Here is a 25,511-nt window from a genome sequence, read left to right on the forward strand (position 1 = left end):
ATGGGTGTGGTTCTGGTGGAAGTACTCGCACCCTATGGCGCGTTGTTCGCAAGCGCCTTTCTCGCCGCAACGCTGCTGCCGGCGTCGTCCGAGCTGGTTCTGCTCGGATTGCTCGCCGCCGGCCGTGGCGATCCCGTTCTCCTCATCATCGCGGCGACCGTCGGCAATACAGCTGGATCCCTGGTGAACTGGGCGATCGGCCGTGGTGTCGAAGTGTTGCATGGCCGTCGCTGGTTCCCGGTTTCGCGCGAGCGCTATGAGCAGGCGATGAGCCTGTTCAGGCGCTATGGTGTTTGGACATTGCTTTTCGCCTGGTTGCCGATCATCGGCGATGCACTGACCGTTGCAGCAGGGGCGGCCCGCGTCGGCTTATGGCGGTTCATCGTGCTGGTCGGGACAGGCAAGGCTGCGCGTTATGTAGCAATCGTTGTCGGACACGCATGGGCTGCCGGCTGAGGGGTACCTGGAATGCGCGTGAAACGGTCAGGCCCTACCGGCTGGTGAGCATGCGCTCGAGCTGCGCTGGTGTGCTGCCGGTGAGGCGACGGCTTTCGCGGACCAGATGCGGCTGATCTGCATAACCGGCCTCCGCCGCCAGCATCGCCGTTGACGCTTGCGAGCTTCGCAACAGGCGTTGGAAGCGTTGATACCGCAGGACACGGTCGAGCGTTTTGGGACCGTAGCCGAAACTTTCGTCGAAGCGACGTCTGAGCGTGCGCTCGCTCATCACCAGAGCTCGTCCCAGCCAGGGAATGAGCGGCGCATCAAGGGGCGGGCCAGCCTCGATCAGTCGAAATGCGGCCCGCATGGTGTGATCGGCTACGCCGCGATGGGCATGATCCACTATGCTCTTCTCAATGGATAGGATCAGTTCGGCGAGATCCGGCTGATTTCGGATATTGGTGCCCAACAACCGACCTTTTCGGCCGAGCACGGTCTCGATCGCCAGCCGCTGTCCAAGCAGCTCATTCGCTGGAACGCCGAGCCAAGCCGCGGCGGCGGCTGGCTGGAAGCGGAAACCGATGACGGCCGCGCCGGCTGCGATCATTTCGGTTTGCGGATCTTTGTCGGGGCCAGCGACACGGAAGTGACCGTCGATCCATTGCAAATCGATTGTTCCGTCAGGCGCGACCACCACAGGCGGCGCCGCGGCTTCCGGCAACCGGTGGACCCACACGGCAGAGAACCAGTCGCGCAGGAAAGGCGCGACCGGACGCTCATGATAGTGGCCGGTTGCCTGTGCCGGCACCGCCTGCATGACAATCTCCCTGACCCTCGAATGTCTGGCCGGTTTCGTCTTCAACAGGTACGTCCGATAGGGCCGTGGTTCAACCGGCCAGCCATTCCAGCCGGCGAGATTGGCCGAAATGTTCAAGCAATGCGCTTCGTTTGAGTGCAGATAAGTCAAGAGCCGACGTTGCTCTCGCCGGCGACAACCGACGTCCATTAGGAAAGGCCATCATTATGAAACCCAGGATCAGCGTTATCACGCTTGGTGTCGACGATCTCGAGGCGTCGCTGAAATTCTATCGTGACGGTCTGGGGCTGCAGACGGAAGGTATCATCGGAACCGAGTTCGAGCACGGCGCCGTCGTGTTCTTCGATCTGCGAGGTGGGCTGAAGTTCGCCCTTTTCGCGCGCTCAAACATCGCCCATGACGCCGGGATCGCGAAGACCGGTCGCAGCCCGACCGAGCTCACGCTCGGCCACAATGTGGCAACGGAGGCGGAAGTCGATGCCGTCATGGAAAAGGCAATCGCGGCCGGAGCGCGGCTGGTGAAGCCGGCACAGAAAACGTTCTGGGGCGGCTATGCCGGCTATTTCCAGGATCCGGACGATCATCTTTGGGAAGTCGTCTACAATTCGGCATTCATCCCTGAGGAATGACCGTGTCGATCGTCTTTAGAGTGTTTTTCACGAAAACGCTCTAACTCTTTGTTTTTGCGTAATTCCGGACGGAAAACCGTTACACACTTTTCCCGGAATTGCTTTTGCGTATGTGTTTATTCGGCACTGTTGCCGCGATTCCAATAGGATACCACCAGATGCTCGTCTTTCTTGAGACCGAGTTCGGTGCGGCAATAGCTGCGGATCTGACGGAATGCAGCGAATTCGCAGCCGGCCCAGACATAGACGGATGATCCGTCGCGCGGCAGTACGCTGCTTCGCACGGCGTCGGTCAACAGCGACGTCGTGCCCGCGGCCGCACCATCACGATAAAGCCATGTGACTTCGATGTCGGCCTGGAAGGCGAGGTGCTGGACTTCGTCCTTGTCCGCAACTTCGATGAATGCTTCGCCGCGTGCCTGCGCGGGAAGGTGTTCCAGCATGCGAGCAATCGCGGGCAGGGCCGTTTCGTCTCCGGCGAAGAGATACCAGTCAGCTTCGACGAGGCCGCCGCCGCCCGGGCCGATGACGCCGATCTCGGCCCCGATTTGCGCAACCTCGGCCACCGCCGATCCAGGTCCGGCGTCGGCATGGAGTACGAAATCGATGTCGAGCCTGCCTGCGGCGACATCGAGTGAGCGCACCGTGTATTTCCGCAAGGTCGGGCGTCTTGCCGGATCTTCCCATTGGGCGAGTCCGTTGCCGCCGACCGTCGGCCATTGCGGTGCCGCGAGATCGCGATGCTGGCACAGGACATTGAGATGCAGCGCGTTCATTCCCGCGAAGCGGGCAACATTGTCGCCATGAAATGAGATGCGGCGCATGTGGGGCGTGACGTCTTGTACATCGGTTATACGCAAGATCTGGAAATTTGGCGGACGCGCCAGTTCCCCACCGTCGCCACTCCAGACGATGGTGGGGGCGGCAGGCTCGGAGAATTCCAGTATATGCGAGGCAACGGCAACCCTGACGAAATAGAGGTTTTCCAGGCTGTTGGCCTCGACATCCACCAATGTGCCGTCGTCGGTCAGGCGAAACCGCGCACGGGCCCCGGAAAATTCGAGGATGCGGACGCTGCCTTCCACGCGTGCGACGCCGCCATGTTCGAGCATATGCTCGCAGACAGGTGCGATGATCGACTCGGGATCGGACAGCGCCACACGGGTCCGGGCAGAAAATGTCATCATGATCAAAGCCTTGCGTTCAAGCTTGGATTCTGTCGCACACTAGAAATGTCGTGCTGCTGGATGCTTTCGAAAGCTGGTCATCTCATTGCGGCGTTACGGCAGCATCGTCCTTCAAACTGATCCAGAACGTGCCTTCGAGCGGTACGGCCATGAAGCGTTCGTTGATCTCGGCCAGGGTATGGTTGGGATCGAGGTCGCTGAAAAGCTCCGGATGCAGCCATTTGGCGAAGCATTCGAAAACGAGGAAGTTCAGGGAAGAGATCGAGAGCTGGTGTGACACGGCGTAGGCGCGACCGCTGCGTATCGCGGTTAGTTCGCCGCGGAAATCACGACCGATCGCCGCCTGTAGCGAGGCTCGGGCCGATTGCGCGCTCACGCCGCCTCCGACAACCAGACCACCCTGTCCGGCAAGGTGCGGACCGCCGGTTGCGATATAGACCTTGGGGTCCATGCCGAGGACAAATTCGGCGCTGAGCTGTCCATCGTAGCCGGGGATATCGGCGCCGATGCTGTGTCCACCCGCCATCTCTACGGCCTCGGTCATGCGGTTGCTCGCGCCCGGCGACGAGCAGCAGACAGCGCCGGCATGGGCGTCGATCAACACGCTCGGCCGATCTTTAGCGTCTTTCAGCCTTTCTTCGATCAGACGGTACCGTTCCTTGACGAAGCCGGCGTATTCACTGGCCTTGGCCTCCTGGCCGATCGCCTTGCCGAGCAGGGTCATAGAGGAACTGGTCACTTCGGCGGGGCTGAGGGTGCTGTTCCTAGGGCTGTCCAGGAAGATCGTGGGAACACCTGCCGATTTCAGGATCTCGACGATATCGCTCCAGCCTGGATCCCAGATGCTGACGACGAAGATATCCGGGCGCGCGCTCAAGATCGCCTCGGCGGAACTCTTGGTGGGCAGCACACCACCGACCTCGGGAATGTCCATGGCTTGCGGAAATCGTTTGCGGAAAGCGGCATAGACGCCGCTGTCGAGGCGCCTGGGTGCCGCCCATCCCGCGATTTTTGCCACCGGGTCGGGGTCGATCAGCGCCAGCGAAAGCAGAAGCAGGCTCTCGTTCGTCACGATCCTCGTTGCCGGTTTTTCCAGCCGGATCTCACGACCGGCCGCGTCTGTCAAAAGGATCTCGGCGCGTGCCGGCTGCCAGCCGAAGCTGCTGAATAGAAAGGCCAGGCCAAGCACCAGCAGCAAGTACGGCGCCTGGGTGGCACGCGTTCCTGCGATCCTGCAGTTCGACATCATCACCATGTGTAATTGATGCCTGCGGTGATCGTGCGCCCTGCGCCGTAGTTGCAGCTGCCGCCGGTCAGGTTCAGGCAGTGCGAGACGTATTTCTTGTCGAACAGATTGCTCACATTGACCTGCAGCTTGGTGCCTTCGAACGTCTTGTCGACAGCTCCGAAGTCATATTCGGCGCCGATATCCACGAGTGTGCGTGCCGGAATACGCAGTTGCGCCAGATAGGTGCTGTCCGTCTGGTAGGACGACATGGCGCGCACACCTGCGCTGAGGGCAAGGCCAGGCAGATAGGTCGGCCGGTAGATTGCCCAAAGGCTGGCCTGATGCTCGGGCAGCCTGAGCATTTCGCGACCCAGTTCCACGGCCCTGTTCGAACGCAGCACTTCCGAATGCGAGTAGGCATAGGCGCCGAGTACGTCGAGTTCGGGGGTGAGCTCCATCTTGGCTTCCAGTTCGACGCCGCGGACGCGCTGCTTGCCTGCCTGGACGGAGAAGCGCGTGTCGGTAGGGTCGGGGGTCAGCGCATTTTCGAGCGTCAGGTCGAACACTGAAAGGCCAACCATGCCGCGCGCGCCGACCGGTTCATATTTGACGCCCACTTCGAATTGCTGCGCGGTCTGGGCACGGAAGGGATTGTTCGATTTGTCCGTTCCCAGGGTCGGCAGGAACGAAGTCGTATAGCTGGCATAAGGCGCCAGGCCGTTGTCGAAAAGATAGGTGACGCCCGCGCGCCAGGTCAGTCGACTGTCGTCTGTTTCCACAGGCCGCGCGCCTGCCAGCATGCGGTTCGTGCTTTCAATGTTGGACCGATCGTATCGCAATCCAAACGTGCCGACCCACCGGTCGTAACGGATCTGGTCCTGTGCGTAGAAGCCGATCTGATCCTGCTTCTGCAGGCCGGAACGCTGTATCGGTGCGTTGGGAATCGGTAGCCCATAGACAGGATTGAGGAAATCGAGCGGCGGCACGCTCACGCCCGCACCCGTATTGCCGAAGTTGGTATCCGTGACGCTGTGAATGTAGTCGAGGCCGAAAAGGACTGTGTGGTTGAGAGCGCCGGTGTCGAATACCGCTTCGGCCTGGGTGTCGACCGCAAAAGTAGACAGCTTGTCGTCCGAAACGCCGGTGACCCTGTTCAGCTGGCTGGACGGCGCGCCAGGTGTGTAGGCGAAGGCCGGATTGACGAGGGCCAGGAACATGTCCTGCTCGGCGCGGGCGTAGCGGAGGTTCTGGCGCACCGTCCAGGTTTCGCTGAAGCGATGTGAAAACTCGTAGCCAGCTGCGAAGAAGTCGCGGTTGAACTGGTTCGCGTTGGGATCAGCCAGGAAGACGTCGCGCGGGATCTGCCCTGCGGGATTGGGCAGCAGCGTTCCGATTGCCGGGTAGAAGCGCGGGCTGAAGATGTCGCGGTCACGCTGGTAGTAGCCATAGAGCGTGAGCGAGGTATCGGTGGACGGGTTCCAGGTCAGGCTGGGCGCCAGCAGGATCTTGCGGTCACGCTCCATGTCGATCTGCGTATGCATATTCTTGGCCAGGCCGGTGAAGCGATAGAGCCATTCCCCATCCGGCGTGAGCGGCCCGGTCGCATCGATGGCACCTTCGATGCCGCCAAAGGCGCTCGTCCTGATCGAGGCTTCGCGATGCGCTGTTTCCTGCGGCCGCTTGCTCACCAGATTGACAAGTCCGCCCGGCACAGTGCGCCCATAGAGCACGGATGCCGGCCCCTTGATCACTTCAACGCGCTCGAGCGCGAAGGGATGGATGGTCGGCGTTGCATAGCCGGTCGGGTCACCCGGCAGGATCAGGCCATCCAGCCAGCTTGTGCCAAACGTGTTGAAGCCGCGAATGTAGAGCCAGTCGTAGCGCACATCCATGCCGTTCGGGTCGGGCAGTACGCCGGGCGTGTAACGCAGTGCGTCGGCAACGCTGTCTACGCCCTGAGCCTTCATCTGATCGCGCGTGACGACGCTGACGGCTTGTGGAGTTTCCTTGAGGGGCGTGTTGGTCTTTGACGCACTGGTGCTTTGCTTGGCGACGATGCCCTTGTCGGGACCGCGAGCGCTTTCCCCTTCGAGAGTGATCTTTTCGAGTTGGGTGGGCGCTGTCGCATCCTGGGCGTTCGCCGACAGAGGCAGCGCCAGCGCGGCACCAAAGGCGAGGACCGAGCCGCGCAACAGGCGACTGCGATAGGTTCCCCACCATGCTCTATCAACCGGATACGCCGTGACGCCCATTCGAACCATTCCAAGCCCCAAATAAATTTGACTACATTTGTCAAGTTAAAGTAGTGGATAGAGCAGCAAAGCATATGTGACAACGCCGGAACCTTTGCCGGACGTTCAGACACCTTTGCGCGGGAATGATTCTTCAGCCTTGCAGCACCGCTGAGTGGAATGCGGGCGGAAAGCGATGTCGACGGTGGCGCAAACCGATAAGGAAACAAGCTCCTCAGCGCTGGGCAAGCGGGTGCGCGTTCGCGATTTCATGGCCAGGGACGGGGTCGTGCTCGACAGTCCCGATGATCGCCTTGCCGCCGAAGATACGCTGATCGAGGGCAGGCTGCTGCACCAGGAGTTGAGAAGTGGCCTTTTTCTTCATGGCGGTGACGTCGTGGAAGAGCGTATGTTCACTGTAACTTCCCATCTCAAGGAAGGCTTGTCCTGCATCATCTTCCTCGATGGACAGGTCGATCTCGACATTGGTGACCGGCATTTCGAGTTCAAGGGAGACCCGAAAAGCGCCATGCGGGGTAGCGCCATCATGAGCGTCAACTCTGAAAGCTTCCGGCGCGTCTCTCGCGGCCGCCAGCATGTGCGCCATCTTGTTGTTTCGGCTACTCCTGAATGGTTCGACCGCGACGGACTGGAAGAGATGCAGGACACCCGGCTGGCGGACCGGTTCCTGAAGGATCATCTGGCGCATCAGGCCTGGACATTGACGCCGCGTGTCATCGACCTCGTTCAGCAGGTCATGGCGCCTTCGGGTCTCTCGCCCGCGCTGCATAAGTTGTATCTGGAGGGGCGTGCGATCGAGATCGTCCTCGAGACGCTCGCTGCTGTTACACAGTCGGGACGCAAGCTCTCATCCGGCGACGGTATGGCTCGCCAGGATATTGTTCGGCTGCAGCGTGCAAAGGAGCTTATCGACAGCCGTCCGGGCGGTTCACTGAGTGTGGAGGTGATCGCCCGTGCCGCCGGCATCAGTGCCAGTGGCCTGCAGCGGCTCTTCCGCCAGGCGGAGGGCGCCAGCGTGTTCGAATACATCCGCGACCGCCGCCTGGAACGTGCCTTCCTCGCCTTGCAAGCCGGCGAGGTGACCGTACAAGGGGCAAGCGACATTGCCGGCTACACAAGTCCCGCCAATTTCGCGACGGCATTCAGGCGCCGTTTCGGTGTGACGCCTCGTGGGATTGTGCCATCGCGGCAATAATCGTCTCTGACAGTTTTGGGATGCGATGGGACTTGATCTGATTCGTCAGCATGCGCATCATGCGCCAACTTCAGATTAAGTAATTGAATTAAAGAAGCTGGCCGTGACTCTCAAAGGCGATCAAAGCACGACACGGGCATTGAACCGGCGGCTGATTCTCAACTGCCTGCGCCGTGAGGGTGGGCTTAGCCGCGTCGAAATCTCCGCCATGACTGGGCTCAGCCCCGCAGCGGTGACCGGAGTCACCGCAGAACTCATCAACGAAGGTATGCTCGTTGAGGGGAAGGGGATGCAAAGCACCGGCGGACGCAAGCCGATCCCCCTCAATATCGACTATCGGCAACATTGGTCGGCTGGCTTCAAGCTTACGCCCGATGGGGTAGAAGGTACACTCACGGATCTATCCACTCAGCCGATCGGGACATGCAAGGTGCCGTTGTCCAGCTACGATCCCGCAACCGTTGCTGCTGCGGTGGAGAACGGCGTGGCAACGCTGCTGCAAATGCAGAACAGCAATTGGAACAAGCTTGTCGGCATTGGTGTCGCGATGCCGGGGCTGATCGATGTGAACCGGGGGCTTTGCCTTGAATTTCATGACTTTGGCTGGGACCATGTGCCGATTGCTGAACTGATAGCGGCACGCATCAGCGTTCCGGTGTGGGTGGACAACGACGTCAACGCTTTTGCGATTGCCCAGCAGCTGTTCGGGTACGGTCGCACGCGCGGGTCAGCTCTGGTGCTTGTCATAAGTGCTGGTGTCGGGGCTGCGCTGATCTTCAATGGTCAGATTCATCGCGGCGCCCGCTTTGCGGCGGGTGAGATCGGCTTCCTGCGTCACGACAAGGGTAATTGGGTGACGAGCGATCGGCTGAGCTGGAATCAGCGCCTTTCGGAGCCTGGGATCATAAGGGGATGGCAAGAGCTGCGAGGCAAAGGGCCGGGCAACGATTTGCAGGAAGCGGCCGCCAATGGCGACCCACTGGCGGTAGTCTATCTCGGCAAGGTCGGACGCGAAATCGGCGAGCGGCTGGTGAGTATGATCGACCTTGTCGATCCAGAAGTCGTCATCGTGGGTGGTGAAGCGGTCCGCTTCGGCAAGGCACTGATCGATCCTCTCGCCAGGGCGGTAAAGGAGAATTCCTTCGGAACGCCGCCGCCACTGGAAGTGGATTGGGACAATGATGTCTGGTTGCGTGGAGCGTCCGCGCTTGCCATCCAGAAGTTCTTCGATTTTGAAAGCGCTGCTGGGTATCAGCGAAAACTGGTCGGTTGATTGCCCGAGTTGCTGACAAACCCACGCGGCTTCATTCCGACCGCAACTCGTCGGCTGAGCGGATGACGAAGCGCCCCATATGCTGAAGCGCCGTTCGCAGTTGAGACGAAAGCTCCGGATCTTGGGCAATTCCAGCCGCATCGAGACCACGCCCCAGCAAGGGCATGGTGATCGACGCCTCTTCGATCAGGCGTGCCGACATCGTCTCCAGCGTTAGCCGCAAGGCCGCGTCAGCATGCGTCGACCTCTGCGAGGCGTTGATGACGGCAACGGGCTTGTCCGGAAATTCGAAGCAGCTGACCAGCCAGTCGAGCGCATTCTTCATGACGCCGGCAACGCCGCGCGCATATTCGGGGCTGCATATAAGCAGACCGTCGGCGCTGCCCACCGCTTCACGCAGCTTCAGCACTGGCGGAGGAGGCGTTTCCGTATCCAGGTCCGGATTGAAATACGGCAGCGCCTCCAGTCCGTCGAAGAGAATGATCTCCGTCATTTGCGGCGCGAGCAGTTTCGCTGCCTGGAGGACGGCAAGGTTGGAAGAGTTTGCGCGCAGGCTGCCGCAGATTGCCAGAATTTTCATCGTCTCCTCGCCCGGACGTGGCATCCGCCCAGCGGATCGCTGGCGGGGAATCGACGCAGCTTAGGCCGAAACCGAAGCCAGCAGCAGAGCGGAAAGGTAGAGCCCGACCCCAAAAGAGAAATGCGCCATCAGGCTGCGCAGGCGTGCGACAGCCGGCTTGGGTGTGCGCGAGGCTGCGATGCCGAAGCCGAAAGCCGGTTGCATCACGAAGAACGGGGCGACGATCGTAGCAAGGCCGACCGCCAATGCCGGCAAGGGTGTCGGGTCTTGAACCCAGCCGGTTCCCGAAAGCGCCATAAGCAGAGCGGCGAAGACAATGCCGATGGCATAGTGCGAGCCCCATCCCATGACGGCTTCACCTGGAACAGTGGCAGCCTGTCCGATGTTCGCATGCACAAAGCGCCCCTGCCGGAAATATCCGATCCAACGCCCGACCCAGGCATAGTCAAGGGAAGGAATGCCGAAGACACGCTTCAGGAACAGTGCCCACAAATCCATCACAGCTGTCGCGCCGACGCCGATCGCGATGGCCCGCAGGGCAAAGTCGAAACCGCTGTTCATTGTCCGCTCCCGGTAATCGTGCTGTCGGCTGCATAAAGCAATATGAACAATCATTCAATGGATTGATTGAATGATTGAGTGATGCTAGAGATCAGTCATGACGGACACTGACACCCATCATCCCATCTTCGACCTGTCGGCCGATATCGCCCGCACGCTCGGGCATGCTCATCGTCTCGTTCTGCTCAATCATATCGCCGAGGGTGAGAAGGCGGTGGAGCGGCTGACGGAACTGACCGGGCTTGGTGTCGCCAACACCTCCCAGCATTTGCAGCACTTGAAACGCGCCGGACTTGTGCAGACCAGGCGGGACGGCAAGCGGATGCTCTACCGCCTGGCAAGCGGACCGATCGAGATGGTGCTGGCCGCCTTGCGTAGCGTCGCGGAACACAACAACGCACAGCTGCGTGACTTGATTGAGGGCGGTACAGCCAGTTCGTCCGATCGGCTGGAGAAAATTTCGCGCGAAGAACTCCTGCGCCGCATGCGCGAAGATTCCATTGTACTGCTCGATGTGCGGCCGGTGGATGAGTTCGCAGCGGGTCGCCTGCCAGGTGCGATCAACATTCCGGTAGAGGAACTCGAACCGCGACTTGCCGAGCTACCGCGTGACAAGCTTGTCGTCGCCTATTGTGGAGGTGCCCGCTGCGTGCTGTCGGCCGACGCACTGGCGATCCTGCACGCCCATGGTTGGGTTGCACGCCGTTTGGAGCATGGTTTTCCTGATTGGCTAGATGCCGGATTGGGCGTTGAAGATGGGCACCACAGCTGTGCCTGACGATCGGCCTGCCTGAGCGATCGAAACGTCTTTTCCAGGAAGTGGACTGCAGGTTCGCGAACGGACCTGCGGATTTTTGGCATGGTTATGGCTGGGCTTTCGGAGCCGCTTGTCTGTCATCCTTGCGCTTGTGGCGGTCCGATCCGGCAGGCAGAGCGCATGTGCTGCCATGGCGGCACAGACGGCTCGCGGTTGATTGGCTGACACCCGGCAATCAAACCCGCAACACGGGCTATTGGCTCGGCTTCGGGCTGATGGGATGATCGCTTCGCGCGCTTTCCTTGGGAACGTGGGTATAGTCCGGCGTATTCGCGCCGTAGAGGTCGTTTTCGGCCATCTCGCGCCATTGGGCATCGGCGTCTTCCGGCGTCGATGCTTTTCGTCGTTGCCTCCTGTAACGCGTTTTGAGATGTCGTACCCAACGGGTCATCTGTCCGAACCGGCTGGCTGTATGTGACATTGGATCGCTCCTTTGATGTGCAGCATCGCTCCTGATGGGTCACGCGGGAAGGTCATGTCATTGCCCGCCATCGCTCCTGCAGGCTGACGACATTGCTGGTTTCGACGGGTTCGGCGATTCCGCCGAGTTCGACCTCGGCGCGCTTGCGCAGCCGTGCAGCGTCCAGGAGCATGCTGCCAGCCCAGCGGTAGACATTGTTGTCGCGCACGATCTCGCGCATGCGTTGCATCCGATATTGCTGTTCGTCGGAATCCATCGTCAGCGCATAGAGCAGCGTTTCTCCCATGGTCGCGGCATCGAACGGGTTGACGATCAGCGCCTCAAGCAATTCCTTGGACGCGCCAGCGAACATGGAGAGTATCAACACGCCCTGTTCATCGTCGCGTGCCGCGACGAACTCCTTGGCGACAAGGTTCATGCCATCGTGGAGACTGGTGACCATGCAGACATCGGCCGCGCGATAGATCTCATAGACCTGCCGCTGTGTATGATGTTCCGCCACGAACAACACGGGGGTGTAGCCGTCGTGACCGTAGCGCTGATTGATCTCTTCGGCGCAACGCGCGCATTCGCGATGCAGCCTTTCATAATCCGGCAACGTGCCGCGGCTTGGCGCCGCGATCTGCAGGAAGGTCACCTTGCCGATCCACTCAGGATGCCGGCTGAAGAGCTCGCCCAATGCACGGAAGCGATCGATGATCCCCTTGGTGTAGTCGAGCCTCTCCACGCCCACGCACAGCTTCACCCCGTCGGCGATGCCAAGCTGGCTACGGATGCGGTCGCGGCACTGCGCGACCGCCGGGACCTTGCCCAATTGCGCCGGTGGCCATTCGATCGAAATCGGATAGGCGTGAACCAGGCTGGTTTGTCCCTGGTAGGAAATTGCGGCGTCCTCACGTTCGATACGGGTTTCCAGGAATCGGTCGACGCTCTCTATGAAATTGTTGCAGTGGAATTGGGTGTGGAAGCCGATGATGGAGCTGCCGAGCAACCCGTCCAGAATGCGTTCACGCCACGGACAGATGCTGAAGACCTCGGAGTTCGGCCACGGAATGTGCCAGAAGGTGATGATGATCGCCTCCGGCAGTTGTTCTCGCAGCATGCGGGGCAGGAGCGCGAAATGGTAATCCTGGACAAGCACGATCGGCCGTTCGTTGCGGGCTTCGGCAACGACGGCATCGGCGAACTTCCGGTTGACGCTCTCGTAGGTCTCCCAGTCCGCCGTCCGGAAGTTCGGACGTGTGAAGGCGATGTGACAGAGCGGCCAGAGCCCCTCATTGGCGAAGCCCAGATAATAGCCCGCATGTTCTTCTTCGCTCAGCCAGACGCGCCGAAGCATGTAGGTTGGGTCATCGGGTGGTACCGCCACGCGATCGTGTTCGTCCACGGTGAGGTGGTCCGCCGAGCCGCCGCCATAGGCGATCCAGGTGCCCGTGCAGGCGCGCGTGATCGGTTCGAGCGCCGAGACCAGCCCGCTCGCCGGGACAACTAGCTCGACCTCATCGTCCTTGATGTTATGGATGTAGGGCTCGCGGTTGGAAACGACGATCACCTGTGCGTCGGGCAACTCGGTATCGAGAATTTTGCGCAGCGTGTCCGGTGACCATTTGACCAGGGCCGCGTCGGCCGAATGGCCGTTTTTTTCGAACTCCCGCAGCAGCGTCCGCATCGCGTCGGGGTTTGTTTCAGGAACAGCAGGGGCCTGTCTGGACTTCCAGGGACGTATCAAGGCCGCCGCAAGGGCCACTCCCGCCAGACAAAAGGTCGCTAGAACCGCAAGCCACAGGGCTGGAAGCGAATGAACAAAATCGCTTGGTGTCATCAATGGTTCAGCTTCCGACCCGTCAGTCGGTTGCACCTCCAATGCTTCGAGAAAAAATTGCCTGCTTGGCAGGTACGGTGCCAACGCGGCTCCGGCACGTTGGTTCCGATTTTCAACTGCGCACGATCAAGGGTACGAGCCCTTCATGCTGATCGGCGAGGAATGCGCCAATGCGGTCGCCGACGCGTTGAAAGGTCAAATCCACCGCGACGGTTCCAACCTGGATATGACGAACCATCAGGTTGTCGATGCCGATCGGCAGGCGAGGGCTGGTCACTTCGATTGAACCCGTCCATCCATCCACACGCAGGCCGAGACAGGCCTGCATCAGCATGAAAGCCGCGCCCGCCGACCACGCCTGCGGCAGGCAGGCAACCGGATAGGCGATCGGGGCCTCGCCAGGCGCGCGCGTAAAGCCGCAGAAAAGCTCGGGCAATCGCATGTTGAAATGCACCGCTGCCTCGAATGTGCCGCTGGTGAGCCGCACCACGTCGTCGCGGACACCGTAGCGGGCAAGCCCCGCGGTGCAGATCGCGGTATCATGCGGCCAGATCGATCCGTTATGATAGGACATCGGATTGAAGAACACCGCATCGTCGGCCAGCGTTCGCAGACCCCAACCGGAATGGAAGGAAGCCGACAGCAACTGGTCGGCCACCTTTGCAGCTCGTTCCGCACTCGGGAGCCCGACATAGAGCAGGTGTCCGGCGTTGGATGTGCGCACCCGGCACGGCTCACCATCGCCATCCAGGGCAAGGGCATAGTAGTCGAGATCGTCCATCCAGAACCGCTCCTCCACCCGTTCGCGGAGGGCTTGCGCGAGATGGTTCCATTCCGCCGCCTGTTCCTGTTCATCGCGACGCTCGGCAAGCCCTGCCAATCCTTGCAGCGCCGCAAAGACGTATCCTTGTACCTCCACCAAGGCGATCGGACCTTTGGGAAGACGCCCGTCCGCATGGAAGACGGAATCGAAACTGTCCTTCCATCCCTGATTGGCGAGGCCGGAGGCGGCGGCCCGCTGATAGGTCACGAAACCCGAGGCCTTGGATGCTTCGACTATCCAGTCGGCGGCGGCGCGCAGTGAGGGCCAGAGCCGCTCTATGAAGTCCATGTCGCCGGTTCTGTCGGCATATGCGCAAGCGAGCAAAATATAGAGTGGTGTCGTGTCGACGCCGCCATAATAGCGACCGAAGGGCAACTCGCTGAGTGCCACCATCTCACCCTTGCGGGTCTCGTGCATGATCTTTCCCGGCTGGGCATCGCTGAAAGGCGATGTCTCGGTTGCCTGATGCTGGGCGAGAAAGGCCAGCACGCCACGGGCCAAGCCAGGATTGAGCCAAAGCATCTGCAACGCCGACACCACGCCGTCGCGGCCGAAGGCCGTCGAGAACCAGGGAATGCCGGCATAAGGATAGGGCCCGGTTTCGAGTTCCGTGGTCAGAAGCGCGACGTCGGCGCGCGCCCGGTTGGTCCAGTCGTTGAACACCCGGCCCGAACTGTGAACCGTCGCGCCATGGCGGCGTTTGGCGCGCATGGCGAAACGGGCGCGGGCCGCGGCCGCCCGAAACCGTTCACGGTCCGGCGCCGCAACATCCGTGCCGACTTCCACGTACAGTGTCTGCTTGCCGCGCTTCGCGATCGTCAGGAAGAAATCAGCCTGGTCCGGCATCAACTGGTCCGGCATCTGTGAGAACGAGATCGCCGAAACGCGCTCGACATCGTCGAGGCCCTGATAGCGCAGAACGATGGAATTCTGCCCGGCCTCAGCGAGATGCGCGGTGCCGCGCTTTTGCCGGATCGATCCCCGAACTTCGAACATGTCGCGAAAATCAGCGGCAAACCTGAGCGACAGCATGACAGCGGACTGTTCCTGGCCATAGTTGGAAAGCGTCAGTCGCTCGTAAAGCCTGTCTTCCCAGATCAGCCGTACCCGTTCGATATGGATCGCTCCCTGACGGATCTCCTTGCCGTCAATGGCTTTCATCGGCAGATTCGTCAGGTTAGTGGAAAAGAGCACGTTATCCTGGCTGAGCGAGGCTCCAAGCAGGGAGGTCGAGCGCCCGCCCACTGTCAGCCGAAACTCCGACAACATGCGCATGTCGTCGCGGAAGAACCCGTCACCGATACCACGTATGTCACCATAGGCATCGGCAACGGCAAAACTGTCGCCATGCTTCAAGGCGTACAGGCGGTGCGGCTCTCTCGGCGCCGCCTCATCCAGTGAAGCCAGGGCGATGGCCGGATCGAGCTTGTGCTCGTCGAGCGGTACTGTGTTCAATGGAACGCTCCGAGGAGGTTTTCTTGATTGGAAGCGCGGCGTGCGGTCGCTGCCGAAGAGCCGAGCAACCGCCGATAGGCGGCTACGTAATCACGCGCCATGCGTGATGCCGAAAAGCGCTCCTCGAAGGTGGCGCGGACGCGACGCCGGTCAAGCGACAACAAATCCGGCATGGTCGTGATCGCGTCCTCCATGCTTTCCACCAGAATTCCGGTGACGCCATCGTCGATGACTTCCGGCATGGCGCCGCAGCTCCACGCCATCACCGGCGTGCCACAGGCCATGGCCTCGATGACCGCCAGCCCGAACGGCTCAGGCCAGTCGATGGGAAACAGCAAGCCTGCTGCGTTGCCAAGAAATTCGTTTTTGCTGTGTTCCGGGATTTCACCGACATATTCGATCTGATCGCCGTCGATCAGCGGCTCGACAACTTCATGGAAGTAGGCACGATCACCGTCGCCGATCTTGGCCGCCAGCTTCAGCTTGAGCCCGGTGCGGCGGGCGATCTCGATGGCCCGATCCGGTCGTTTGTCCCGCGAGAGCCTGCCGAGGAAAGCCAGATAGGTCCCATTCGCGCCGGCCTCTGAATCGAGCGTGTAGAGTTGCGGCGGGATGCCGTGATGGATGGTGGCGAGCCAGTTGGCATCGGGCAGGGCGGTTTTCTGGCTTTGTGAGATCGAAATCATCGGGAACTGCGGAAAACGCGCATAGGCGGGAGCCAGGTCCGCATAGTCCAGCCTGCCATGCGGCGTCGTCACGGTGCGCTCCGGCATGTCGTTGAAGAACGGAAAATGCTGGAAGTGGCTGATGTGGAAATGGATGACGTCGAACTCGTCGGCTCGTGCCCTGACATCGTGCAGCATGGACAGATGCGCGGCGATTTCCGATTTGAGCGGGTGAGGATCGAGCCTCAGCGCCTGCTCGCGTCCCGGCACGAGTGTTGCCGACGTTTTCGCATCGCCGGCCGCAAACAAGGTCACCTCGTGGCCGAGTTCGACAAGCGCTTCGGTGAGGTAGGAAATGATGCGCTCGGTACCGCCGTAGAGCTGCGGGGGAACGGACTCGAAAAGCGGTGCGACATGGGCAATTTTCATGGCCCGGCAGTCCTCCTATGGGTCGGTGATGAAAATCCAAATGCATCAGCACGGGGATCGTTCCGACAGAAATGCTGCGCCGGGATGCCGGGATTTGCGCTGCAGGCGCTGATGCCGGCTTGTTGTACTTCACAAAGCGGCCCCGCCGAGTGGCAATTAGCCTCTGGCCATTTTTCCAATCGCAACATCGTTTTTCGATGCATCCGCGATCGCGATATCGCCACGCAAGATATCGTCGATGATCTCCGCTACACCGTCCCCCATGGGGGCAAGGGTTACCCGATCCGCTGTTTTCTTGAGACTGGGCAGCGCGTTGGCGACTGCGGCACCGAAGCCTGCCCTGCGCAGGAAATGATGGTCGTTTTCGGCGTCGCCGATCGCCACGACGCCGTCGACCGGCAGGCCGAGGTCGTCCAACGCCGCCATTAGACCGGTCGCCTTGTTGATGCCGCTTGGCAGCACCATGACCGCACCCTTGTTGAAGATGATCTCCAATTCGAGACCTTGGCGCCGGATTTCATCGAGGACGATCAGTTCGTTCGGGACCAGTGTGCCGATCACGGACCGGCCGACGAGCAGCGGATCGACACCGCGTTTTCGCAAGCTTTCGACAAAGGCAGGCGGAGGAGCAGGCGCGAGAAGACGCTGCTCTTCTGTCGTCGGATCATGCAGGACAGCGCCATTCTCCGCCACGACCCTGTCGAAAATGCCGAGCTGGGGGAAAATCTGCTTGAGGTCGGGCAATTGCCGTCCGGACACCAGGATGAGTTTGCGGTGGCTTTCTTTCAGTTTCTGCAGCGAGGCAAAAGTTGTCGCCGAGACCAGGCCTTCTTCTGCAAGGGTTTCATCATAGTCGGTGGCAAGCGCCGTCACATCTATCAAGAGACCTCTCCTTTCGGTTCGGTTTCTCAACTATGCCGGCGCGGTATTGTTCCCCGTGTCGTGAGAGAACGGAGACGGTGTCGGCAGCATCCCCGCGACTTCAGGCTTCAGGGAAAGCTTCTTTCGGCCTTGGCCGTGCTCAGAAGTCTGCCGCTGGCATCGAGCGCCTGCAACGAGAGCTGATAGTGATGCGGTTGAGATGGATCGGGTGGGCAGGGGCCTTTGTAGGTGAAGGCGCCATAAGGCAGCGTTTCCTGGCCGTTGAACGCGACATCGCCGCCACCGTGGTTGAAATCTGCAGCATCAAGGTCCGTCAGCTTGAAGCGCAGCGTCACTGTCCCCTGGGGTACGTCGGCGACGGTTATCGGCGGCGAGTTGGGGTCGAAGCATTGGCTCGTCGGTCCCCAGCCAAATCCAAGTCCCATATTCGCGAATGCAGGCGAGACCGTCGTCAGCAGCAATCCCAATACCAACGCAGCACGCATCTTAGCCTCCCGCACGTCACTGCCCTTGTCGAGCCGAGGGGGCGACGATCATCGGCAAAACTGCGGAGGCGTGTGCAGGTTCCCACCTGTTCGCGCACATAAGCGTGAGTGGATGTCGGTCGGGTGCCCTTCTGCTTTGCTTCGAGATTCAGGCGCGCAGGGCCAGCGGTTCTTCCAGTGTGTAGATCAAACCCGGTTGGACGATCCATTCGCCGGGGCGAAGATTTTCTACGGCGAATCTGCCGGCGCGGGTGCGTGGCATGACACCGGTGAATCGATAGCGTTTCCCATCCTGATCGATGACGGCCTCGCGGATCGGCTTGCCCGCAAGATGTCCAACCACCGGACCGTCCGACCGCAGATTGGCGAGGATGAAATACTCGGTCGGTATGGCGTTTGTTCTGGTCAGAAACCGGAATTGGGAGACGGGTTTGAGCATGGCCAAGGTCACGGCATTCTGGCCGGGGTGGCAGCGATCCAATGCTGCGTCGGCCATCTAGAGATCTTTGCTCAATAGGCCTTGCCGGCATCAAAATTCGATTGGGGGTTTGTCTGGTGCAGGTCAAGAAAACATCAGGGTCGGTGGTTCGACTGTCCTGACAGGAGAAGCCAGACGATGTAGCCGAAACGTTGCAACTGCATAGGCTGTCCAATGAAGAAAACCGTTGCGCAGACCGGCTTGGTTTTGGAACAAAGTCTGCCTGTCAAAGGTCTTCTTCGGCGCCTATGTAACTGATCCGCGAGGATGGCTGCTCATCGGTCTGCCATCCGCCGATCCGATGGGAGCCCGACGATGTCAGAACAATCCGCATACACGCCGCCAAAAGTCTGGACCTGGAACAAGGCCAATGGCGGCGCCTTCGCAAGCACCAACCGGCCGATCGCCGGACCGACACACGACAAGGAACTGCCCATCGGCAAGCATCCGCTGCAGCTTTATTCGCTAGGCACCCCCAACGGGGTAAAAGTGACGGTGATGCTCGAGGAGTTGCTGGCAGCCGGCCATGGCGGCGCCGAGTACGATGCCTGGCTGATCAAGATCGACGGCGAACAGTTCGGTTCCGGTTTCGTCGACGTCAATCCCAATTCAAAGATCCCGGCGCTGGTGGACCGCAGCGGCAAGGAGCCGATCCGGGTGTTCGAGTCCGGCGCCATCCTCGTCTACTTGGCCGAGAAGTTCGGCGCGTTCCTGCCGACCGAACAGCCCGCGCGCGCCGAGACACTGTCCTGGCTGTTCTGGCAGATGGGGGCAACGCCTTTCGTCGGTGGCGGCTTCGGTCACTTCTACGCCTACGCGCCGGAGAAGATCGAATATGCGATCGACCGCTACGCCATGGAGACGAAGCGGCAACTGCACGTGCTCGATCGACAATTGGCTGAAACCGAATATGTGGCGGGTAGCGAATACACCATTGCCGACATGGCGATCTGGCCATGGTACGGCGGCATGGTGAAGGGCTGGAACTATGGCGCGGCCGAGTTCCTTGCGGTGCATGAATACAAGAATGTGCTGCGCTGGGCCGACCAGCTCTATGCGCGACCGGCGGTGAAGCGGGGGCGCATGGTCAACCGCGTTTCCGGCGATCCGGCCGGCCAACTGCGCGAGCGCCACGATGCCAGCGACTTCGAGACGAACACGCAGGACAAGGTGGCGGCGGAATAAGGGCATCGTATTTTGGCCGCCCCAGACCGATTTCCTGATGCCGCGCGGCGGAGAAGCCGGAATCTGGGTGCATGAATCCCGATTTATGACGCGTCATCGAAATAGCGTCCGGGCGTAACGCCGAAGGCCTTGCGGAAACCCGCGACAAAGGCGCTCGGCTGCTCATAACCCAACCGCTCCGCGATCTCGCCGACAGGCAGGCCGAGCGACAGCCATTCCACGGCTTTCATGAGCCTGGCCTGCTGCCGCCAGGCGCGAAAGCTCATGTCTGTTTCGGCGCGGAAATGGCGTTCGAAAGACCGCGCGGAGAGTGCAGCCTTCCCCGCGATTTCGGTGAGGCTCTCTGTCAATGATGGGTCGGCGGCAAGCGCGCCGACAGCGCGGCGCAGGCGGGTGGAAACAGGCATCGGCAAATGCAGCGGTGCCGCAGGCTCCGTCGCCAACTGGTCGAGGATGACGGCGCCGATGCGCGCCGCTGGGCCGTCAACGGCTGCTTCCCGGTCGTATCCCAGGAAGGCCACGATCAACTCGCGCAGCAATGGCGACAGGCGGATGACCGCGGGCACAAGCGGCAGATGTTCCACCGCTTCCGGGCGGAAGAACAAGAAACGCTGCTCGGTGTCCTGCAGGTAGGTCACCGCGTGGCCGACATCGCATGGTATCCACACCGCCCGCTCCGGCGGCGCCACGAAGGTGCCACGCTCGGTTTCCACGGTGACCGCACCCGATACGATGTGGAAGAGCTGCGCGCGGCGATGATGGTGCCGGTCGTAATGCGTGCCTTTCCGGATCGCGCCGTCATAGCCGACGATTGCTGCCGGATAGTCCTGATGCGCCGCCAGGCTGAGATCGGGATGGATGTGGTTGTCCGGATGGATCATCTGGCGGTTCGCAAACATAAGTCGGCGATATGACGATAACACGAAAACGCCGACCGCGGTAACCTCGGCACGAAATCGATCACGCGCTGCAAGAAACCGGCCGCCGAACCCTAGTTCGGCGGAAAGGTCCGCCTTTGCGCAAGGATCGATGCTCAGCAAGAGAGGCGACCATGAATTTCGCGAGCACGCAGAACAGGGGCCTGTTCAGGTGGACACTTCAAACGCAGGGCAGGCTGAAAGGGCAAGGCGCATGGGTTGCCGGCCTGGTCGCGGTTGGCGCCGGCTTTGCAACCTCGATATGGCGCTGGCGCGCGGTGCACCGTACCCGCAAGAGCCTTTCCGGACTTGACGACAAGGCGCTGGCCGATCTTGGCCTCTATCGCGACCAGATCGGGCTGGTCGCGCGCCGCGGGCGCTTGCCGCAATGGGATGAGATGTAGTGCAGCTTTGGATCGACTGTGCGGATCGGCCACAAGGCCGGTCCGCTGCTTTTGTCGTGACGTTCAGAGATTCGCGGTCTCGATCACGCCCAGGGATCGGTCGATCGCCTTGTTGAGGGATTGGCCAAGGGATGTGTCACCGAATTCCGAGACACTGACCGCGACCCGGGCAGCAAAGCCGAGGTGGAACTCGACGAGCCATTCGGGATGCGGTTCCGGCTCTGGGACAGGGCCCAGCCACGGAGGAAGCTTGAGCTTTTTCGGTCGCGTCGGGCACCAGTCGTCGAGATCATCGAAAACCTGTTTCAGATCCAGGGCGCTTCTGTCGGCCAGCCAGGCAGACCGGATGAACTCGGCTGCCACGGCTGCGCCCAGATGCCCCGGCGGCAATGGTTGCGGGTTGAGCGCGACATGGGACAGCCAGCCCTGCGGTCCACGCGGGATGACGTCATAAATGGCGGGAAAGCGCTTGCCGATAATGGCGAGCAGCTTTGCATTCAGTTTCATCGGAACCTCCTACCGCGAGCGGCATACGCGCCGACTTGGTGTTGGGGGCGGGGACCGTGGTCCACGTCTTGCCGCGCGGGGACAATGCAGGGCAGCAACAGCGTCATCTATGAACGGCATTACACAGCGCGGATGAAATTCGGCGCTGACCTTGCCGGCGGATCGACGCCTGTCAGGGGAGGGCGATCAGGGAATTGAGGTCGAGGGTGTGCCGGTTGTTCGCCACACCCTTGAAACGAAAACCCCGCCGATGGCGGGGTTCCGATTGAGACGGGCTGTTTATTGTACCGGTGCCGGTTGTGGCGTCGCTGTCGGCGCAGGCGTAGTCATCGTGCTCGGCGGGGGTGCGACTGTGGCGGAAGGCGTCTGCGAGGTTTGCGAATCCGTCTGGCTGCATGCGGCAAGCGCAAATGTCACGATTCCAAGCGCTGCAAGAAGGCGGGGTTTGGAGGTCATTATCATCCCTTCGACTATGCCCCCACGGGTGCGCATCATCGGGACTGAGCCCCTGAGGTCAACATTTGCGCGATCAAAGGTTCTTACGGAGTGTAAGAAGAGAGCTAATTTCGACGCGCGTCGGCGAGTTTTGACCGTTCTTTTGTCAATGCGTCGGCCATTTCGGCGACGATTCTCGACCTTTTCTGGTTGGGAAACAGCATAAGCGTTCGAAAGCTGACGGATGGCACCAAAGGCCGCAACGTGACGCCACGTTCGATGTAGCCCGTGGCTGTCACGGGATCGACGATGCCGCAGCCCAACCCCGCGAGAACCAATGCACAGACCGTGGACGAATAAGCGGTCTCCACGACCACCTGGGGTGCCACGCCATATTTCGCGAATATGGCTTCGGCTTCGTGGCGGGTCGTGTCCTCGGGTGCCAGTGCGACAAAGGGCAGGCGATCAAGATCGGCGGGATGCACGACGTCCTTCTGCGCCAGCGGATGCCCAGGAGGAATGGCCAGGGTCGCGGGGATTTCCGCAAACGGGATCGCTTCCAGGCCGTTCGTGTCGATCTCGTCCGCGGTGATCGCGATGTCGAGCTGGTTCGCAGCGATCATGTCACGGATGGAGGACGACCCGCTCACATAGAACGAGACCGCAACCTTGGGATTCCGCTGGCGGAACCGGGCTATGGCGCTCGGCAGCAAATTCGTGCTGAAGGCCGACAGGCAAGCCACACGGATGTCGCCCGAGCCATAGTCGCGAATGCGGGCCGCGGCGCTTCGCAGCTTGGCCAGGCTTGCAAGCGATATCTGGACCTCGCGGAAGAAAAGCTGGCCCTCGGCCGAAGGGATCATTCGCCCTTTTTCCCTGTCGAAAAGCCTGAACCCGATGGAGCGCTCCAGCGTCATGATCGCCTTGCTGACCGCAGGTTGGGACATGCCGAGAATCTCAGCGGCCCGAGAGGTGGTGCCGTAGGTCATGACGGCCTGATAGGTTTCGATCAACCGAACATCCATGGCAGCCTATAACCAAACTGAATTGAATACCGATGCTTTGATATTGGACAGAATACGCCCATGCGTGTCAACTCTGGCTCAACAGGAGACGAGTGGCATGCATGATGAGACAAGGTCGGTGTCAATCGGCCTGGAATGGGGACCCTGGATCGGCGCGCAAAAGGGACCCCTGTAGGGCACCACGGTTAGCGCTCGCCGGGCGAAGCTGGTCTGGGTTGCGCAGGCCGGCGAGCGCGGATCGGCGTTATGGGGTGATCAGGCGCGGTTCTTGAATCGCCAGGATTCGTTTCCGGTCTCGATGATCTCGCAGTGATGGGTGAGCCGGTCGAGCAGCGCCGTCGTCATCTTGGCGTCGCCGAAGACAGCGGGCCATTCGCCGAACGCCAGATTGGTGGTGACGATGATCGAGGTGCGCTCGTAGAGCCTGCTGATCAGGTGGAAGAGCAACTGCCCGCCGGCTTGCGCGAAGGGCAGATAGCCGAGTTCGTCGAGGACGACGAAGTCCAATCGGGTCAGGTAGTCAGCGATACGGCCCTGCTTGCCACCGCGGTGCTCGGTCTCGAGCCGGTTGACGAGATCAACGACATTGAAGAAGCGACCGCGCGTCCCGTTGCGGATGAGGGATCGGGCAAGGGCAATCGCCAGATGTGACTTGCCGGTTCCGGTGCCGCCGATGAGAACGGCGTTACGCTGGTCGGCGACGAAGGTGCCGTTGGCAAGGTCCCTGACCAGCACCTCGTTGACCGGCGTGCCGTCGAAGTCGAACTCCTCGATGTCCTTGGCGATCGGCAGCTTTGCGACGGTGAGCTGGTATTTGATGGAGCGCGCCTGCTTCTCGGCGATCTCGGCCGACAGCAGATCGCCGACGATCCTCGGCGGCTCGTGCTGGCGCTTGATGCCGGTCGCCATAACCTCGTCATAGGCACTGCGCATGCCGTAGAGCTTCAACGTTCCCATCAGATCCAGAACCTGCGTGCGTTCCATCAGCTTGCCCTCCTGAGGCTGTCGTAGCGGGCACAGTCGGCCTGCGGCTCATGGCGCAGGCGAAGAGCGTCCGGGGTGAGAATGGTGATGGCTGGCGCCGGATCGCGCCGCCGCGCCAGAATGTTGATGATGACAGCTGACGAGCAGACGTTCTGGTCGAGCGCCTCTTGGCAGGCGGCCTCCACGGCATCGATCCCGTCGGTCAACACCGCAGCCAGGATCGCCACCATCTGGCGATCACCGTCATCCGAGGACTTCAGTCGGCGCCGGGTCCGCTCCATCGCCGAGGGCAGAACCCAGTCCTGGAACGGCGCGCCATTGCGCAATGCGCCGGGCTTGCGGGCGAGCACGGGGACATAGTGCCAGGGATCGTAAATGGTCTCACCGCGCCCGAACGAACGGGCGTGTTCGGCGACGACAACGCCATCCTGCCGGATGACGATCCTGCTGGCATAGGCCTGGATCTCGACCGGTCGGCCCACGGCAGTCGACAGCACCGAGTATTTGTTGTTGTCGAAGCGCACCGTGCAGGTCTTCGATACCGAGGCGGGGACCGTGTGGAAGCCGTCGAAGGGGCCGCGATACTCGACAAGTTTGCCGCGCTCCTCCTCGAACACCTCCCAGATCGTGCGCTCCGGCTGATCGATATGACGGTGCGTCTTGGTGTAGGCGATGCATTTGTCGAGCAGCCAGGCGTTGAGTTCCTCATAGGATTTGAAGCGCAGCCGCGGCGTGAAGAAGCGCTCGCGCACCAGCCCGACCTGGTTCTCGACTTGACCCTTCTCCCAGCCCGACGCCGGCGTGCAGGCGACCGGCTGCACCAGATAATGGCTGCACATCTGCAGGAAGCGGCGATTGTATTGCCGGTCCTTGCCGACGAATACCGTCTCAACCGCCGTCTTCATGTTGTCGTAGATGCCGCGCGTGCAGGTGCCGCCAAAGAAGGCGAAGGCCCGGTCGTGCGCGTCGAACACCATCTCCTGCGTCTCGCGCGGATAGGCTCTGACGAACATCATGCGGCTGTGGCAAAGCCGGACATGGGCAACCTTCACGGTCACAGTCACGCCATTGATGAGGACGATCTCGTGGCTCCAGTCGAACTGGTAGGCTTCACCCGGCGCGAAGAACAACGGCACATAGGCTTCCGCCGTCGCTGATCCCTGCGCCTTCGCCCAGCTCTTGGCGTATCGGCGAACCGCGTCGTAGCTGCCGTCGTATCCGAGACCGCGGAGCTCCTCAAAGATTCGGATCAGCGTTAGCCGCTCGCGCCCCGCCTTGCCGTGATTGCCACCTAAAAGCCCGTCGAGCTGATCCTGCCAGGGGCCGATCTTTGGCATCGGCTGATGCTCACGCTCGTAACGGAACTCCGTCGCGTTCGACCGCAGCACCTTCCGGACAACCTTCCGCGATATCCTCAACTCGCGGCAGATCTCCTTGATCGACTTCCCCTGGACCAGCGAAAGCCGACGTATCTTCGCAATCGTCTCCACAACCAACATCCAAAACAAATGCCCCCGATGAAACCGAAGGCAGTGTGACAACCCTGCGTTACAGGGGTCCTTTTTGGACGCCGGTCACCCCTGAAACGGGGTCCTTATTCCACGCCGAAACACA

Annotated in this window: 24 protein-coding genes and 1 pseudogene; 7 read left to right on the plus strand and 18 right to left on the minus strand. The window is 61.0% G+C overall.

What is annotated here, in order from left to right:
• On the plus strand, positions 1–456 hold the full coding sequence (locus tag AO692_RS31880) for a YqaA family protein (RefSeq protein ID WP_054314066.1): 456 nt from the start codon (positions 1–3) through the stop codon (positions 454–456).
• Between the two features lie 34 nt (positions 457–490).
• Here AO692_RS31880 and AO692_RS31885 read toward each other — a convergent pair whose 3' ends face one another.
• On the minus strand, positions 491–1,258 hold the full coding sequence (locus tag AO692_RS31885) for an AraC family transcriptional regulator (protein WP_054314092.1): 768 nt from the start codon (positions 1,256–1,258) through the stop codon (positions 491–493).
• A gap of 206 nt (positions 1,259–1,464) precedes the next feature.
• Here AO692_RS31885 and AO692_RS31890 point away from each other — a divergent pair, with 206 nt between their 5' ends.
• Complete coding sequence (locus AO692_RS31890) at positions 1,465–1,887, plus strand: VOC family protein (protein WP_054314067.1); 423 nt, start codon at positions 1,465–1,467, stop codon at positions 1,885–1,887.
• A 116-nt stretch (positions 1,888–2,003) separates the two neighbouring features.
• Here AO692_RS31890 and AO692_RS31895 read toward each other — a convergent pair whose 3' ends face one another.
• The 3 genes from AO692_RS31895 to AO692_RS31905 all read right to left on the minus strand — a co-directional run bounded on the left by AO692_RS31895 (position 2,004) and on the right by AO692_RS31905 (position 6,554).
• Positions 2,004–3,074, minus strand: coding sequence for a siderophore-interacting protein (locus AO692_RS31895; protein ID WP_054314093.1), 1,071 nt, complete (start codon positions 3,072–3,074; stop codon positions 2,004–2,006).
• Between the two features lie 82 nt (positions 3,075–3,156).
• A complete protein-coding gene (locus AO692_RS31900; RefSeq protein WP_244483579.1) occupies positions 3,157–4,263 on the minus strand; it encodes an ABC transporter substrate-binding protein in 1,107 nt (368 codons plus the stop codon).
• Positions 4,264–4,322: 59 nt separating this feature from the next.
• A complete protein-coding gene (locus AO692_RS31905) occupies positions 4,323–6,554 on the minus strand; it encodes a TonB-dependent siderophore receptor (protein ID WP_152980050.1) in 2,232 nt (743 codons plus the stop codon).
• A gap of 184 nt (positions 6,555–6,738) precedes the next feature.
• Between AO692_RS31905 and AO692_RS31910 the strand changes: the two genes are divergently transcribed.
• Both AO692_RS31910 and AO692_RS31915 read left to right on the plus strand, forming a co-directional pair.
• Entirely contained in the window at positions 6,739–7,749 is a 1,011-nt protein-coding gene (locus AO692_RS31910) for an AraC family transcriptional regulator (protein WP_161808159.1), read from the plus strand.
• Positions 7,750–7,852: 103 nt separating this feature from the next.
• Positions 7,853–9,022 (plus strand): ROK family transcriptional regulator, encoded by a 1,170-nt coding sequence (locus AO692_RS31915; protein ID WP_082407733.1) that lies wholly within the window; start codon positions 7,853–7,855, stop codon positions 9,020–9,022.
• Positions 9,023–9,053: 31 nt separating this feature from the next.
• Here the strand turns inward: AO692_RS31915 and AO692_RS31920 are convergent, their stop codons facing one another.
• Entirely contained in the window at positions 9,054–9,602 is a 549-nt protein-coding gene (locus AO692_RS31920) for an NADPH-dependent FMN reductase (protein ID WP_082407735.1), read from the minus strand.
• 60 nt (positions 9,603–9,662) lie between these two features.
• Positions 9,663–10,163, minus strand: coding sequence for a DUF2938 domain-containing protein (locus AO692_RS31925; RefSeq protein ID WP_054314072.1), 501 nt, complete (start codon positions 10,161–10,163; stop codon positions 9,663–9,665).
• 97 nt (positions 10,164–10,260) lie between these two features.
• Here AO692_RS31925 and AO692_RS31930 point away from each other — a divergent pair, with 97 nt between their 5' ends.
• On the plus strand, positions 10,261–10,941 hold the full coding sequence (locus AO692_RS31930; RefSeq protein ID WP_054314073.1) for a metalloregulator ArsR/SmtB family transcription factor: 681 nt from the start codon (positions 10,261–10,263) through the stop codon (positions 10,939–10,941).
• 232 nt (positions 10,942–11,173) lie between these two features.
• Here the strand turns inward: AO692_RS31930 and AO692_RS33055 are convergent, their stop codons facing one another.
• The 7 genes from AO692_RS33055 to AO692_RS31960 form a co-directional block, all read right to left on the minus strand.
• Complete coding sequence (locus AO692_RS33055; protein WP_152980051.1) at positions 11,174–11,401, minus strand: hypothetical protein; 228 nt, start codon at positions 11,399–11,401, stop codon at positions 11,174–11,176.
• Between the two features lie 52 nt (positions 11,402–11,453).
• Positions 11,454–13,070, minus strand: a complete 1,617-nt coding sequence (locus AO692_RS31935; RefSeq protein WP_244483576.1) for a trehalose-6-phosphate synthase — start codon at positions 13,068–13,070, stop codon at positions 11,454–11,456.
• Between the two features lie 265 nt (positions 13,071–13,335).
• Positions 13,336–15,501 (minus strand): amylo-alpha-1,6-glucosidase, encoded by a 2,166-nt coding sequence (locus tag AO692_RS31940; RefSeq protein WP_054314075.1) that lies wholly within the window; start codon positions 15,499–15,501, stop codon positions 13,336–13,338.
• Positions 15,498–16,595, minus strand: coding sequence for a glycosyltransferase family 4 protein (locus tag AO692_RS31945; protein ID WP_054314076.1), 1,098 nt, complete (start codon positions 16,593–16,595; stop codon positions 15,498–15,500). The genes AO692_RS31940 and AO692_RS31945 overlap by 4 nt, the downstream gene beginning before the upstream one ends.
• 156 nt (positions 16,596–16,751) lie before the next feature.
• On the minus strand, positions 16,752–17,468 hold the full coding sequence (locus AO692_RS31950; protein ID WP_244483580.1) for an HAD family hydrolase: 717 nt from the start codon (positions 17,466–17,468) through the stop codon (positions 16,752–16,754).
• 116 nt (positions 17,469–17,584) lie between these two features.
• Positions 17,585–17,962 carry a YbhB/YbcL family Raf kinase inhibitor-like protein gene (locus AO692_RS31955; RefSeq protein ID WP_082407737.1) on the minus strand — a complete coding sequence of 126 codons (378 nt, stop codon included), beginning with the start codon at positions 17,960–17,962 and terminating at the stop codon, positions 17,585–17,587.
• A 148-nt stretch (positions 17,963–18,110) separates the two neighbouring features.
• Positions 18,111–18,458 carry a hypothetical protein gene (locus AO692_RS31960; RefSeq protein WP_244483577.1) on the minus strand — a complete coding sequence of 116 codons (348 nt, stop codon included), beginning with the start codon at positions 18,456–18,458 and terminating at the stop codon, positions 18,111–18,113.
• 297 nt (positions 18,459–18,755) lie between these two features.
• On the opposite strand from AO692_RS31960, the gene yghU reads away from it, so the two are divergent.
• Positions 18,756–19,625, plus strand: coding sequence for a glutathione-dependent disulfide-bond oxidoreductase (gene yghU / locus AO692_RS31965; RefSeq protein WP_054314077.1), 870 nt, complete (start codon positions 18,756–18,758; stop codon positions 19,623–19,625).
• A gap of 83 nt (positions 19,626–19,708) precedes the next feature.
• On the opposite strand, the gene AO692_RS31970 is transcribed toward yghU, so the two are convergent.
• Entirely contained in the window at positions 19,709–20,506 is a 798-nt protein-coding gene (locus AO692_RS31970) for a helix-turn-helix transcriptional regulator (protein ID WP_054314098.1), read from the minus strand.
• A 170-nt stretch (positions 20,507–20,676) separates the two neighbouring features.
• On the opposite strand from AO692_RS31970, the gene AO692_RS31975 reads away from it, so the two are divergent.
• Positions 20,677–20,946 carry a DUF1127 domain-containing protein gene (locus AO692_RS31975; RefSeq protein ID WP_054314078.1) on the plus strand — a complete coding sequence of 90 codons (270 nt, stop codon included), beginning with the start codon at positions 20,677–20,679 and terminating at the stop codon, positions 20,944–20,946.
• 63 nt (positions 20,947–21,009) lie between these two features.
• On the opposite strand, the gene AO692_RS31980 is transcribed toward AO692_RS31975, so the two are convergent.
• From AO692_RS31980 to istA, 4 genes and pseudogenes are all read right to left on the minus strand, one after another.
• Positions 21,010–21,453, minus strand: coding sequence for a hypothetical protein (locus AO692_RS31980; protein WP_054314079.1), 444 nt, complete (start codon positions 21,451–21,453; stop codon positions 21,010–21,012).
• A gap of 560 nt (positions 21,454–22,013) precedes the next feature.
• Complete coding sequence (locus AO692_RS31990; RefSeq protein ID WP_244483578.1) at positions 22,014–22,901, minus strand: LysR substrate-binding domain-containing protein; 888 nt, start codon at positions 22,899–22,901, stop codon at positions 22,014–22,016.
• A gap of 267 nt (positions 22,902–23,168) precedes the next feature.
• A complete protein-coding gene (gene istB / locus AO692_RS31995; RefSeq protein ID WP_054308547.1) occupies positions 23,169–23,897 on the minus strand; it encodes an IS21-like element helper ATPase IstB in 729 nt (242 codons plus the stop codon).
• Positions 23,830–25,396, minus strand: a pseudogene (gene istA / locus AO692_RS32000) (IS21 family transposase). Before istA ends, istB begins: the two are co-directional and overlap by 68 nt.
• Positions 25,397–25,511 lie beyond the last annotated feature (115 nt).

Origin of the sequence: Mesorhizobium sp. 1M-11 (genome assembly GCF_001303895.1) — a bacterium.
GTDB lineage: Bacteria > Pseudomonadota > Alphaproteobacteria > Rhizobiales > Rhizobiaceae > Mesorhizobium.